General features: G+C 58.1%; 9 protein-coding genes. 3 read left to right on the forward strand and 6 right to left on the reverse strand.

Annotated elements, in window-relative coordinates:
- The first annotated feature begins 12 nt into the window (after positions 1–12).
- Positions 13–1,563 (forward strand): hypothetical protein, encoded by a 1,551-nt coding sequence (locus tag ETAA8_RS05495; RefSeq protein WP_145086046.1) that lies wholly within the window; start codon positions 13–15, stop codon positions 1,561–1,563.
- Positions 1,564–1,780: 217 nt separating this feature from the next.
- Positions 1,781–2,752: a glycosyltransferase family 2 protein gene (locus tag ETAA8_RS05500; RefSeq protein ID WP_145086049.1), complete on the forward strand. Its 972-nt coding sequence runs from the start codon at positions 1,781–1,783 to the stop codon at positions 2,750–2,752.
- A gap of 6 nt (positions 2,753–2,758) precedes the next feature.
- Here the strand turns inward: ETAA8_RS05500 and pyrF are convergent, their stop codons facing one another.
- The 6 genes from pyrF to ETAA8_RS05530 all read right to left on the reverse strand — a co-directional run bounded on the left by pyrF (position 2,759) and on the right by ETAA8_RS05530 (position 10,464).
- Positions 2,759–3,676, reverse strand: coding sequence for an orotidine-5'-phosphate decarboxylase (gene pyrF, locus ETAA8_RS05505; RefSeq protein WP_145086052.1), 918 nt, complete (start codon positions 3,674–3,676; stop codon positions 2,759–2,761).
- A 58-nt stretch (positions 3,677–3,734) separates the two neighbouring features.
- Entirely contained in the window at positions 3,735–4,430 is a 696-nt protein-coding gene (locus ETAA8_RS05510; protein WP_202921577.1) for an RsmD family RNA methyltransferase, read from the reverse strand.
- Positions 4,427–5,350, reverse strand: a complete 924-nt coding sequence (locus ETAA8_RS05515; protein ID WP_145086058.1) for a 3'-5' exonuclease — start codon at positions 5,348–5,350, stop codon at positions 4,427–4,429. The genes ETAA8_RS05510 and ETAA8_RS05515 overlap by 4 nt, the downstream gene beginning before the upstream one ends.
- Before the next feature lie 186 nt (positions 5,351–5,536).
- Positions 5,537–6,535 (reverse strand): CPBP family glutamic-type intramembrane protease, encoded by a 999-nt coding sequence (locus tag ETAA8_RS34375; RefSeq protein WP_202921578.1) that lies wholly within the window; start codon positions 6,533–6,535, stop codon positions 5,537–5,539.
- Between the two features lie 49 nt (positions 6,536–6,584).
- Positions 6,585–9,932: a redoxin domain-containing protein gene (locus ETAA8_RS05525; RefSeq protein ID WP_145086060.1), complete on the reverse strand. Its 3,348-nt coding sequence runs from the start codon at positions 9,930–9,932 to the stop codon at positions 6,585–6,587.
- Positions 9,933–10,068: 136 nt separating this feature from the next.
- Positions 10,069–10,464: a hypothetical protein gene (locus ETAA8_RS05530; RefSeq protein ID WP_145086063.1), complete on the reverse strand. Its 396-nt coding sequence runs from the start codon at positions 10,462–10,464 to the stop codon at positions 10,069–10,071.
- A gap of 60 nt (positions 10,465–10,524) precedes the next feature.
- Here ETAA8_RS05530 and ETAA8_RS05535 point away from each other — a divergent pair, with 60 nt between their 5' ends.
- On the forward strand, positions 10,525–13,542 hold the full coding sequence (locus tag ETAA8_RS05535) for a DUF1553 domain-containing protein (protein WP_145086066.1): 3,018 nt from the start codon (positions 10,525–10,527) through the stop codon (positions 13,540–13,542).
- Positions 13,543–14,059: the final 517 nt, after the last annotated feature.

The following is a 14,059-nucleotide window of genomic DNA, read 5'->3' on the forward strand; positions in this document are numbered from 1 at the left end:
CCGAGGTTTGTCATGCGCGCTATCTGGACGCAACAGAGCCTGTTTGCTTTTGTTGCCACTCTCTTGCTTGCTCTGCAGTCAGCCACTGCGGCTGAAAGCGATTATTTTGGCATTCACGTTGTGGATGCCGAAACCGGGCGCGGCGTTCCACTCGTCGAATTGAAAACGGTGAGCGGACTGCTGTACATCACCGACAGCGCCGGCTGGGTAGCGTTCAACGAGCCTGACTTGATGAACCAGAAGGTTTACTTTCATGTCAGCAGCCACGGCTACGAGTATCCGGCCGATGGTTTTGGCTTGCGGGGAAAAGCATTCGACGTCAAGGCGGGGAGCAAAGTTGAACTCCCGCTCGCACGGAAGAATCTCGCCGAGCGACTCTACCGCGTCACCGGTAGTGGTATCTATCGCGACAGCATCTTGTTGGGTGAACCCGTGCCACTCGCGCAACCGCTCGCTAACGCGCAGGTACAAGGAAGCGACAGCGTGCAGCTTGCCGAGTATGGTGGCCAGTTGCACTGGTTTTGGGGCGATACCAGTTTAGCGCGCTATCCGCTGGGTATTTTTCACATGCCCGGGGCGGTCTCTCGGCCGCCGAGCAAGGCCAAGCTTGATATCGAACAGGGAATCGACCTGACTTACTTTCAGGACGACAAAGGTGCCGCGCGAAACACGGCACAAATGTCCGGCGATGGTCCCACATGGATTTCGGGCGTGACCGTCGTGCCCGATCAGAATGGCCAGGAGCAAATGATCGCTGGTTACACCAAAATTCGTGGCGCTCTTGAGGTTTATCGTCGCGGGCTCTGTCGCTGGAACAATGAGCGGGGTGCCTTTGACGATCTGGGAACTGTCGCTGAGGATGCAGCCCTGTTTCCGATTGGTCATCCATTCGCCCATTTGGTCGATGGTAAGAAGTGGATCTACTACTGTGAACCGCTCCCCACGTTGCGAGTGCCAGCAACTGCTGAGAGTGTGCTCGACGTCACGCAGTACGAAGCGTTCACCTGCTTGCAGGCGGGTAGCCGCCTTACGAAAGGAAAGCCACGCGCAGAAGACATCGAGCGCGATGCTCAGGGCATTGTCCGCTGGGCCTGGAAGAAAGATGCACCGCAACTCGATCCCAGCGACGAAGCTCGCTGGTTGGATACCGGAGTGCTCAAAGCCGACGAAGCCCGCCTGCAACTGAAGGATGTCGAATCGGGTAAACGCGTGACACCCCATCGTGGCAACGTCGCTTGGAACGAGTACCGAAATTGCTGGACGCTTGTCTTCGGCCAGATCAATGGCACCTCGCTGCTGGGCGAAATTTGGTACGCCGAAGCGGACGACCTGCCTGGTCCCTGGCCGCCCGCGCGTAAGATCGTCACGCATGAGAAGTACGATTTTTACAACCCTTGCCAGCATCCCGTCTTTCAAAAAGAAAACGGCAAGGTCATTTATTTTGAAGGAACCTACACGCACACCTTTGCTGGCAACCCACGTCCTACGCCGCGGTACGACTACAACCAGATCATGTATCGGCTCGACCTGAGCCAACCGCGTTTGAAGCTGGAGAGCCGCTAATTCTCTGCCAACGTCGCTAGCAGCGATTCACTTTATCTATCCTGACAGGACCGCGCAGGCGGACCATAGTGGGTTTGGGTGAATTCGTGCGGACAGCCTGCCGAAGTTAGAGAGGAAGGCAGCGAGGTCCATAAGCTACGGATGGTTTTTGGCGGACTTGCTGATGATGCGTGCATGGCATCTGCCTGCCGAGTTCCTCCCAAGGAAGGTTCTCCCCGTGCCTCGGCTCTCCATAGTGATTCCGTGTCTGGGTGGCGCGACCGAGTTTGAAGATACTCTGGTCTCGGTCCTCCAGAATCGCCCCGCGCAATGCGAGGTGATAGTCGTACACGCGTTGCCTTACGATGATCCGTACGGGCTGCAAGACGAGGTCCGTTTCATTCGCGTGAGCGGCAAACCAGGGCTCGTACAACTCGCCAACACCGGCATCGAAGCTGCCAAGAGCGAGATCGTACACATTCTGGGCTGTCGCTTGACTGTGCAAGAAGGCTGGGCGGAAACCGCGCTGCAGCATTTCAAGAATTCACAGATCGCGGCCGTTTCACCACTTATTGTTGCACCCCACGATCAGCAAGTGACAGCCGCTGGTGTGAGCTATGGCGCTGGTGGACGGCGGAAAATTGTTGGCGCGGGTCTCGCTCAAGCCAACCACAAGCTGAACAAACTGAAAGTTGCCGGCCCCACTTTGGAAGCTGGCTTCTATCGTCGTGAAGCACTGCTGGCGCTCGGTGGCTGGCAAGAGTTGGTCGGCGATGTTGCCGCCGACGTTGATTTGGCTCAATCGTTGATAGCGCTCGATCTCACCACGGTCGTTGCGACTGACAGCGTGCTGCACGAACTGCGACCAGCAGCTCGCTCGGCTGGATTTGCCTACGGCCGCGCACTCGAACGACTCTTTTGGCGGCAATATGCCAGCGCGAATCCAGCCTGGGCTATCATTTGCCATATGCTGGTCGTGATGTTCGAAACGGCCACCCGGCTGCCAAATGGTGACGCGCTCACGACGCTGTTGGGCCGTGCCGTGGGCTTGATGCATGCCGGCACAACCAGCAAGTATCGCCATTCGCTCGAACAATCGCGTCAGGCACTTGAAGCTGCTGCCGAACCAAGCACCCTGTCGATGTCTGCCGCTCGGGAAGAACGAATGTACTCAGCTCCCGAAACTCAGCAACGCCGCCGCGCTGCTTAGCACTTCCTAGGATCGCAACTTCCCTGCCGAAGTTGCAGCAGCCAATTGGTCGATCATTTCGCGTGTCGCAGCTTCGACGGCTCCTTGCCAGCGGGCGGAGCCAAACTTCTCGCGGTAAGCATCGCGTTGATGTGCGAAGATGATGCCACGGCTGTTGTTCACCACGGCGCCGAGTCCGCGCTCATCGAAGGCAGCTGCGCAATCAGCTGCGGTTCCACCTTGTGCGCCATAGCCGGGAATGAGCAACCACGTGTGCGGCATCGCTGCGCGTAGTTCGGCCAATTGCTGCGGATAGGTCGCACCTGCGACGGCACCAACAATTCCGTACCCATTTTCGCCGAGCGTGGCGGCAGATAGTTGCTCCACGTACTGAGCGACGTGTCGGTAGAGGGGCAGGTCATCGGCTACTAAGTCTTGAAAACGACCACCACCTGGATTTGACGTTTTCACCAGCACAAAGATGCCCGCACCATGATCCTTCGACGTTTGCAAAAACGGCGTGATGCTGTCCTCACCCAGGTACGGACTAACGGTTAGCGCATCCGCACCCCAAGGACTTAAATCACCCGGTCCCAGATAAGCTTCGGCATAGGCCTGCGCGGTGGTGCCGATATCATTCCGTTTGCCGTCCATAATTACGAGCAACCCTTTGCTCGCGGCATAGCGGACGACTTCACCCAGAGCCACGCAACCAGCGGGCCCCAGTTGTTCGAAGAATGCCGCTTGGGGTTTCACCGCGGGAACGAGCGGCGCGACGACATCGATCACACCGCGGCAGAAGACCTCATAAGCCTTGGCAGTGGAAACAATATCCTTGGCGGTTAACATCCCCGCTGGTAAACTCTCGGCGCGAGGATCAAGTCCCACCAAAACCGGTGTTTGTTTGGCTCTTACGGCTGCAATCAGGCGATCAGCGAAATTCATCTCAGTTCCCAAGTATTTAGTACGCCACCGCACCTGCTCTCGGGCAGGTGGGCGAAAGTCATTCGGTTTTCTCGGCAATCGATACGAAGGCTGGATAGTACTTGCGCACCCGCCACTCGATCGTGTCGGGCAATAGCGCCGTATCGAAGTGTTCGTCCGTCTCGACAATCAGCGTACTGCCGACTGGCATCTTGGCAACAATCCCCGCGATCATCGCCAGCATGTCGTCCCGCCGGCTGACAAACAGTTCATAAGGGGGCGAGCAGAAGACGACCCAAGACGTGCCTTGTTCATCGGGCTGTAACTTGCGCGCGAACATGAACGCATCGCTGAAGACCGCGATCGCGCGATCTTCCAAGCCGAGCGTGCGGATGTTGTCTTCGATCAAGTTGCGCGTTGGCAAGTGCCGTTCGACGAGCGTGGCCTTTGCCGCGCCGCGACTCATTGCTTCCAGTCCGAGGGCACCCGTGCCGGCGAACAGGTCGAACACGTGCCGGCCAATCACGTCGATACCGACCAGGTTAAAAATCGCTTCGCGCGTGCGATCCTTCATCGGCCGTGTACGGAGGTCGCCGCTGTACTGCAAATTACGGCCGCGAAATGTGCCGCCAATGATCCGCACGCCCGCGATCGGTTGATCGTCCTCTTCACGCGGCGATTTTCGTCCCGCCGCTTTCTTGGTGGTCGCTTCGCTTGCTTCGTCCGGCTTACCACGCTTCTTCTTCGCCTCGTCGCGTCTCGCTGCTTTTTTCACTGCGCAACCTCTGCGGTCGGCGTCGCAGCCGATGTCGTTTTTTCGGTGGATGAACCTTCGGTGGACGGAGCAGCCTTCGATTTGGCCGGCGCTTCGGTCTGTGTTTCGATCCAGGGGTTCTGCCACTCGCCCCACGCATCGAGATATTGCCGGAAGATCGGGATCGTAGCGGCGTGCCCTTCGAGCCACTCGCGCGTCTCACTGACAATTTGATGTTCGGTCTCTAGCTTGAGTTGCCCGAGCATTACCGCGGATCGCAAAAAGATGAAGTACGTATCGAGCACGTCGCAGCGACAATAGTCGGTGATTTCCGCCAGTTTGCCCGCATCGAACAAGTCCTGCACCATGTGCCCTTGCACGTCCATTTTCCCGGGCTTGCCGAGGATCGTGGCCGCCAGATTGAGTCCCCCTTGGAACCGAGCGGCACCAAAGTTCGTCAGCACGTCATGCAGGTCGAGATGTGCCTCTGTGTTGTAGCGATTGCGGGGCTGCTCGTAACTCTTCCCCTGCATGTTGAACCAGCCCGGCACGCCAATCCCATAGCGATAGGCGGCAAGCTCCAGCAACGGGACGTCGAAGCCCCGGCCATTGAAGCTGACGAGCGTGGGGCGGCGATAAGCTTCCCAGCCACGCCAGAAGTGCTGCGTGATGATATGAGACCGATATTGCGGTTCGTCGAGCGCTACCAGATCGATCAAGCGGTAATCGGCAGCAACTTTGGCCACTACCACGGAGACGGGAATTTGAAACGTATAAGGGATGAAGTCGCTTTCGTACTTCTCCATCAGGTGCGCGCGATATTTTTGAATCGCTTCGGTGGGGCTCAGTTCTTCACCCGGATAACGCACCTTCGATACGAGCGCACCATCAGCCGCGCTTTCGATATCGAACACCAGGAATTTGACGGCTGGCTTGCTCACTAGCACGACCTCTGTCGGGGAAACGACAGTCGCCTGACGGCAAAAACTGCTAGCGAGAATGTATCAGAAAATCCCTCCCGGCGTCAGCCTACCGGGAGGCAACTCGTGGGCTGATTGGATTATTCAGCCTGGTCCAATAATCGGCCCTGACTCGCGAACCAAGAAGATTCTGCTACTTCTGCAGTTCTACTTCTGGAGGTCGCCGCGGCGCTGAAAGACTGCAGATATTTCCTGTTCTTGACCATCGCGCTCGATGGTGAGAGTGACCTTTTCCCAAGCCCGATGCTGCTGGGTTACCTTCAGCAGGTGGGCATGGTTGCGAACAGGCTTGTCGTTAATGGCGACGATGACGTCTCCCACTTGCAGCCCAGCCTTGTCGGCTGGACCTCCGGGAATCATCGAGCGGATCGTCGCCCGCGCATCGGCCGGATCGCAGGTGATTCCGAGCACGGGTGACTCTGCTGCCACGAGCATCATTAACATCACGCCCAGGGCCGCAATGAAGTTATTCCCCATGTGAATGAGGATCGGCGTCAGCAGCGTCTTGCGCCATTCGTAGATAGCGGTCAGTGCCAGGCCCAACCCAGCAGCGGCCAGGGAGTGAGGCAAGCTGTAGGAATGAACGAAGCCGAAGATCAAGGATTGCAGCAATGCAGCCACGACGAGCGGCATCCGCGCGCGAAACGAGTTCTGCAGAAAGCCGCGAAAAAACACTTCCTCACAGATCGGGGCCGCGGTGAACGCGAAAACCATCAGCGCTACGACAGCCCAGACCCTTCCCGACTTCGCCATATCGCTGAAGACTGGGGGTGTGAATGTAAAATCCGGCAGCAGCCACTTCAGTACGACATTCACGACGATGAGCGTCGTAAAGATCAGAAAAATCGTCCCCGCCGCGATCAAAAACTCTGCCGGCCAGCGAGCCAGCGCTGGAAAACTGAGTGCTCGGTTCGGCTCGCGCGTGAGGAGTGGATACACCAAAAAGCAGAGTTGCGGCAATACGACCAGCGCGATGCTCAGGTACGGAGCCGCCCTGACAACCGCTGACCAGTCGAAAAGAAATGCTAGCCGCCAGCTGAGTAGCCCGATCAAACCCACCACGAACCAAATCAGTTTCCAGTGCGACTCGTAAAACGAAACTCGCTCCGGCGCGGCAAGTGGTTGTTCGATCGTTACCGAGGTCATTACATTTCCGTGGCAGTGAACAGAAAGGTCGCAGACTCCTGGGCGTCTTTTACTTCCGTTCGAAGATTTGCACTCGCTTGCCGTTCACCTCGCTGACGTATAGCCGGCCGCGGCTGTCGCGATCCATCAAGTGGGGCAACAGGAGCGTCTTGGGATCGCCCCAACTCGCGATGGTCTTGCCAGCCGGATCGAGGTGATAGATTTTATGCACATCGCCGTCGGTCGCGATCAGTTCGTCGCCGATGACGATCAGTCCAAACGGATTCCCGCCGAAGGTCCAACTATCGACGTATTTGCCCGCATTATCGAAAATCTGAACTCGCTTGTTGCCACGGTCGGCAACGTAGATGCGGTCCTTGCCATCGATGGCCAACCCGTGAGCCGTGGCGAACTCGCCTTCTCCCTTTCCCTTCTTGCCCCAAGCGGTGAGGTACTTCCCTTCCGGCGACAGCTTCACGATGCGGCCGTTGCCGGCATCCGCCACGTAGAAGTTCCCAGCTGAATCGATGACGAGATCGTCCGGTGATTTGAAGCCCAGTTCGCCGCCAACCCCTTTGCCTTCCTGACCGAAGGTGAGGAGCAAACGCCCTTCGCGATTGAACTGTCGCAGCACATGATTACCGTTGTCGGTCGTCCAAATATGCCCCTCTTTATCGATGCGCAGCCCGTGCGGAACTTTAAACAACCCTTGGCCCCAACCGCGCAAGTATTTGCCATCTTTGTCGAAGGCGAGCAGCGGCACTTCGCCACGCTGGAGGATGTAAATCTCATCGTTCTTGCCGATTGCCACGGCCGAAACGGCTCCCAGTTCCACTTCCTTCGGAAACTCCACGAAGCCGACCGATTGATAGGGTGCAGCGACACCTTCACACGCGCCCGATTCCGCCGCAGCGGCCCGTTCGACGGCCGCCATTGGGTTGGTTACCGGTTTCGGTTCTGCGCTACCCATGGTTTGATTCAGCAGTCGCTTGCTTTCGCCGAGCAGGAACTTCGTATCCTTGAACGGCTCAAAGCTGATGTCTTGCCAACGTACGAGACCCTGTCCGTCGACCAAGAATGTGCCGTGTAGCGGCAGCTTCTCGAAGTCGTCGAAGCAACGATAGGACTGGAACGTCGCAAGGTTGGAATCGGCCAGCAGCGGGAACGGAATCGGCCCGTCGGTGTAGTTTTCGATCGACGACTTCAGTCCTGCCTGATCGTCGCTGCTAATGGCGACAATCTCGATGCCCGCTGCCGCGAACTGCGAGTGCGCCTTGCCGAACTCCTTGATCTGCTCGGCACAATGCAGGCAGCCATGTCCGAGGAAGAATAGGACAATCACCGGCTTACCGCGATAGTCTACCAGGGAATGCTTTTTGCCAGCCGAATCGACCAATTGCCAATCGAGGGCTGGCGAGGGTGCCCAACGAAATGGCCCGAGCGAATTGAGCGTGGGGCGATTTCCTGTGTCGGGCTTTGGTTGCTTGACCATTCGCCAGTCACCTGCCTGGCCCAACTCTTTGGCAATCGGTGCAAAACGCTGAAAGACGGGGGCGGACAAATCGATCTGGCCGGAGATCTCCCGTAGTTCGTCGAACGTCTTGCGAGCATCACCTTGTTTGCCGGCCAGGAACTGAATCTCGGTAAGCATGAGCAGCGGCAGGACTTCGTTCTTGCGCGCAGTCACGTTGGCTTGCGCGGCCTTGATCGCTTCGTCCACACTGCCTGCTTTGAATTGCAACCAAGCGAGATAACCGGCATCTTGGTTGCCAACCTTCTTGAGCAGTTCATGTCCTTTCTTGAAGTCACCGCCGGCCACTGCCTGGTGACCTTGTAGTTCGTCGACCACCTTCTTCAGCGGAGTCAGCTTGGCGTCGAAGGTTTTCTTCGCCGCGTCGACAGCTTTCTTCACATCGGCTGCCGATTTCTTATCGTCCTTGGCTTTGGTTTCGGCCTTCGTAGCCGCGGCGGTTTGATCTTCGAGCAAATCGTCGAGCTGTTGCTGCAATTGGGCCAGCAGTGCATCCGCCTGGGCAATTTCTCCCTGGCGATACAAAGCATGACCGATGTGCCGCAGGCGTTTTTGCTGCTCGGCTTCTTTTTCGGTAGCATCGAGATAGGGCGTTTCAGTGAGCGCGAGCAGTTCGTCCCACAGTTCGAATTTGGCGAGCGAATCCCACAGTCGTGCGCGGCCAAGTTGGGCACTGCCACTTTTCTCCAGCGTGTTGAACTTGGGATGCCGCGGGAGTGAAGTCATGTTCTTGGCGAGTTCCACCGCGTCGCGTGCGCGGCCGGTGTGAATCAGGTTGCGAATCAGCCATTCGTTGTTATGGGCGAAATTATGAATCTGATCGGGAAGAACCCGGTCCCGCATCATGTGAGCGTGATCGGTTCGCGCAGAGGCCTCTTGTTGAAAGCAGGCGTCGTCGTAGCGGCGGGCCTTCGAATAGATGTGACCCGGCATGTGCCACATGTGAGCGATGCCCGGTGATGTCTGCCCGCAGAGCGCAGCTGACTTGAGCGCATTCTCGTGTCGCTCGTAGTCCCACAGGTGAATGCGGTAGTGATGCGCGGGGTGCATCGGGTTCGCGTGAAACACCTGGTCCAACAGCGCGTCAATCGCCAGAAAGCTGCTGATCGGCATGCCGGAATCGCGATTCTTCCACAATTGCAAGGCCAGCAAACTGCGGGCTTCGAGATCGTCGGGATACTTGTAGAGAATCTTCTCGAGCGCCTTCGTATAGGCTTCGTTCCGTTCCTTTTTCTTGTTGTTCTCGGCCTTCAGGTAGGCATCGAGGGCATCGATGTACATCACCTCATGTTCGCCGGCGTTGGCCTTGCGCTTGATACATTCAGCCATGAACTTCTTGCCGCGGTCGCGATTGTCCATGTTGGCCAGGGCCATGCCCCAGTAAGCGATGGCGCAATCCTTATCGAGGGCAGCTGCCTGGCGAAATGAACGTTCGGCCTCGTAGTACCAAAAGCCGTGAATCTGGCCGATCCCCTGATGCACAAACGCGATGGCTTCGGGGTTCTTGCTCGTCACCGCAAATGTGATCTTCGGCATGCCAGGCATCAAATACGCCTTCTGCCTCGGCCCTTCGTTAAAGACTTCAGCATGTAGCGAATGGCCGGGGAGCGGGCCGTTAGACGGAGGTGCCTTCTCGTCCGCTTTTGGTTCTTCCGCCTTTTTCTCTTCTGGCTTCGCCACTGCCGGCTTGGGTTCTTCCTTCTTCGGCTCTTCGGTCTTTTTCGCCTCAGGCTTGGCTTCGTCAGCCGGCTTGTCTTCTGACTTCTTGTCGTCAGCTTTTTCCGCAGTGGTCGCGGGAACTGCGTCCTGGGCGCGAAGCATGGCCACCGGCAGCAACAGCCCGGCGAGCGCGGTCAATACGAGACACGTGAGTGCGCGACAATTCATGAGGGGGCGATCCGGACTTCGAGAGAACAGAGCTAGTGCAGACGGTTAGCTCGGCAACAGGCGGGAATAGTCAGCTTTAATTCTAGGCAGATAGGCCACCCAGCCGCAAATGCCGAACCTGGGGAAACTCGCCGCCCTAAGCTCGCCCGAACGAATCTTCGGCATAAAACAACCCAGCGGCACGCTGTTGGATCATCAACGGGGCTGAACCGCGGAGGCAGTCGAGCAGTCGCGCGAGGGCCTGACGATCGCAGGTGCCGTACAGATCGACATAGGCGAGCTCGCGGCCGCGGTCGTACAGGCAGCCGAACAGTTGCCAGCGCTCGACCTCAGGGGGCGATGTCCAGACAAACGAACCATCGAGTTCGGTATATAGCCGAGGCATGTCGCCGAGCGCCGCGAGCGCGTCGTCAAAGGTTCGTCCCCACGGTGCCTGGGCCCAATCGCCGGGGAGCAACAACGTGCCGTTCGCGCTGGGGGTGGCATCAACGGGCTGAGCATGAACCGAAACTTCGCACGCGATTGGAGTCATTGAATGCTCGCGTCCCGCCGGGCGGGACGATATTCTGGGACGGAAACGGCGAGGCAGTTCATGCGTACATGCGAATCGACGAAATACATCAGGCGGTTGTCGCTGAGCAACTTGTGGCTGCTCACCATCGTCACTTGGCAGACTTGCCCAGCTGCCGAGATTCAGTTCAACCGCGACATCCGCCCGATTCTGTCCGATAGTTGCTTCCCCTGCCACGGCCCCGATGAAAAGAATCGCCAGGCTGAACTACGACTCGACCTCTCCGAATCGGCCCTGCTCTCTCGCGACGGTCGCCGTGCCATCTTCCCCGGCAATGCCAACGCCAGTGAAGTCATCCAGCGAATTACCAATAGCGACCCCGACCTGCGCATGCCTCCGCGCGATAGCGGCCACGCGGTTACGCCCGAGCAAGTCGAACTGCTGCGTCGCTGGATCACCGCCGGCGCGAAATGGGAAAGGCATTGGTCTCTCCTATCGCCCGTGCAACCGCCATTGCCAGGTACGAAGCAAACCAATTGGCCGACTCAACCGCTCGATACCTTTGTGCTGTCCCGTCTTGAGAAAGAAGAACTACAGCCTGCCGCGCAGGCCGATCAAGCCACACTGTTGCGGCGGATATCGTTCGACCTGACCGGCCTGCCACCGACGCCGACCGAAGTGGCAACGTTCCTCGCCGATCAAGCGCCCGATGCTTACGAACGACAAGTCGACCGGCTGCTGGCTTCCCCCCGCTATGGCGAGCGGATGGCCGGCCCCTGGCTCGATGCAGCCCGCTATGCCGATACGAGTGGCTATCAAAGTGACGGCGAGCGATTCATGTGGCGTTGGCGCGATTGGGTGATTGCCGCCTACAACCGCAACCTGCCCTTCGATCGGTTCACCATTGAACAGCTGGCCGGCGACCTGCTGCCGAATGCCACGCTGGAGCAAAAGATCGCGACCGGCTTTCATCGGAACCATCGAGGAAATGCCGAAGGGGGCATCATCGCCGAGGAATACGCAGCCGAGTACGTAGCCGACCGAGTCGAAACCACCGGTACCGTTTGGCTTGGACTGACCATCGGCTGTGCCCGCTGCCACGATCACAAATTCGATCCACTCCCCACGCGAGATTTCTACAGCCTGGCCGCGTTCTTCAATAACGTCCCCGAAAAAGGCCGCGCCGTAAAGTTCGGCAATTCCCCTCCGTTCATCGCCGCGCCGACAGAGCGACAACAGGAAGCGCAGTCTCAATTGCATGGTCGCCTGCTCGTAGCCAACTCCCAATGGCACAAATACCAGCCAGAAGTCGAGCGGGCTCAGTTGCTATGGGAAAAGTCAGACCCCGCGAAGTTACCACCACACTACTTTCACAACCAAGCGCTCGTTAAGGATTGGACCGCCGACGATTCGCGATTTAACGGCGAGCGTGTCTTTGATGCTGGCGATATCGCCGACTTCGGCTATCTCGACAAGTTCACCCTCTCGGCCTGGATTTGGCTGGATGATGAGAAAAGTGGCGGGACGATCATTTCGCGCATGACGGACGTGCCGCATGGAGACGGCTATCAGTTCGCTGTTGTCGGCGGCAAGTTGCAACTGAACCTCGTGAAGCGCTGGCTCGATGATTCCACCCGCGTGCAAACAGCTAACAAGTTGCAAACGGGCCGCTGGCAGCATGTCGCCACCACCTACGATGGCTCGCGCACGGCGGAAGGGATTCGCTTCTATGTGAATGGACAGTTGCAAAAGAACGACGTGCTGCTAGATGAAATTAATCAACCCATCAACGTGAAAGCTCCACTGCGGATTGGCGGCGGCGGTGGGCCGGCGATGAACTTTCGCGGGCAGTTGCGGAGCGCGCGAGTCGACGCAATTGACCTGGTTTCAAATGACGTTGCCTGGCTCGCGACGGCTGAGACACTTCCCGAGATCTTGAAGATCGAGCCGGCCAAGCGAACGGCGGCCCAGGCCCGCAAGTTGCGCGAGTACTATCTGACCCATCATGCAGATGAACGGGCACGCACATTGTTGCAACGCGTGCAAACCTTGGCGCAGCAGGCAAGAGCCTTACAAGATTCGCTCCCCACCGTGATGGTGATGGAAGAACTGCCGCAGCCGCGCGAGACCTTCGTGCTGCTGCGCGGGCAGTACGATCAACCGGGCGAGCGCGTTTCGTTTGGCGTCCCCGGCGCGTTGCCTGCCTGGCCCAATCAGGCGCCGAACAACCGTCTGGGCCTCGCACGCTGGCTGGTTTCGCCCACGCATCCACTCACCGCGCGGGTGCAGGTGAATCGCCTTTGGCAATTGCACTTTGGCACCGGCCTGGTGAAGACGGCGGAAGACTTCGGTTCGCAAGGCGAGTGGCCCAGCCATCCCGAATTACTCGATTGGCTGGCCGTGCAGTGGCCCGCACATGGTTGGGATGTGAAGTGGCTCCAGCGGCAAATGGTGACGAGCAGTACTTATCGACAAACGTCGCGCACCACTCCGCAGCGACTCGAACTCGATCCCGAGAATCGCCTGCTCGCGCGTGGGCCGCGGCAACGACTTTCGGCCGAGCAATTGCGCGATCAGGCCCTGGCCGCGAGTGGCATGCTCGTCGAAGAAATCGGCGGGCCCTCGGTTCGCCCCCTGCAACCAGTTGGGCTGTGGAAGGAACTGACCGGCGTCGCCGACTACGAACCGGGGCAAGGAGCCGATTTGGTTCGCCGTAGCCTCTATACCTTCTGGAAGCGAACGATCGCCCCGCCAAATATGACGGCCCTCGATGCTCCCTCGCGCGAGTTTTGCACCGTCCGCTCGTCGCGCACCAACACCCCGCTTCAGGCCCTCACTCTGCTGAACGAAACCACCTTCTCCTCGGCAGCCACTGGCTTGGCCGAACGGGCACTGGCTCGCCAAGGCGAAACCGATCGCGAGCGGATCGCCTGGGCATTTCAGGTTTGCACCTCGCGGCATCCCACCACCCAGGAACTGGAAATCCTGACTCGCGGCCTGCACCAGCAACGCCAGCTTTCGCCAGGCAACGAAGCCGCCGCCCACACCGCCCTCATGCGCGTCCTGCTAAACCTGGACGAAACATTGCATCGGAATTGACCGATCCAACGACGCCCGAACCGCTTCAGGAAATTTCCGCTATTCCAAATCGCGCGCTAAGTTTCCGAATCCTCATAAGGCATTATTCGGCGGTCACTTGCGGCGTTCAGGCTCGCCCTAAGTCCTTAAAAATTAGTGGAAACGTCCAAATTCAATTTCCAGAATTCCTGCCAGCTGCGAACGTGTACCGCTCAGTTCCGGCCGTTTGGGAAACAGGAAATTTCCACTATCTGCAAACATCGCGCAAGTTTCCGCTATCTCGCAACGGACTGTCTGGCAATCGCTTATGTCCCGCGGACGTGTCCTAAGTCCTTGTGATGTAGTGAAAATGTCCAAATTCAATTTCCATTATCAAAGCAACTCATTACCGTAAACAAGTGAGTGACTTTCCGCATCAAGATGCACAAGTCTCACGCAGGTACTACCAGATTGCCAAGGAGCGCGCCAACAAGTTCGATGCGCAGTGGTTGACTAGTCTGGTCCGGTGAGAAAATTTCTTGGCGACGAACGACTGGCA

It is taken from the genome of Anatilimnocola aggregata (assembly GCF_007747655.1).
GTDB lineage: Bacteria > Planctomycetota > Planctomycetia > Pirellulales > Pirellulaceae > Anatilimnocola > Anatilimnocola aggregata.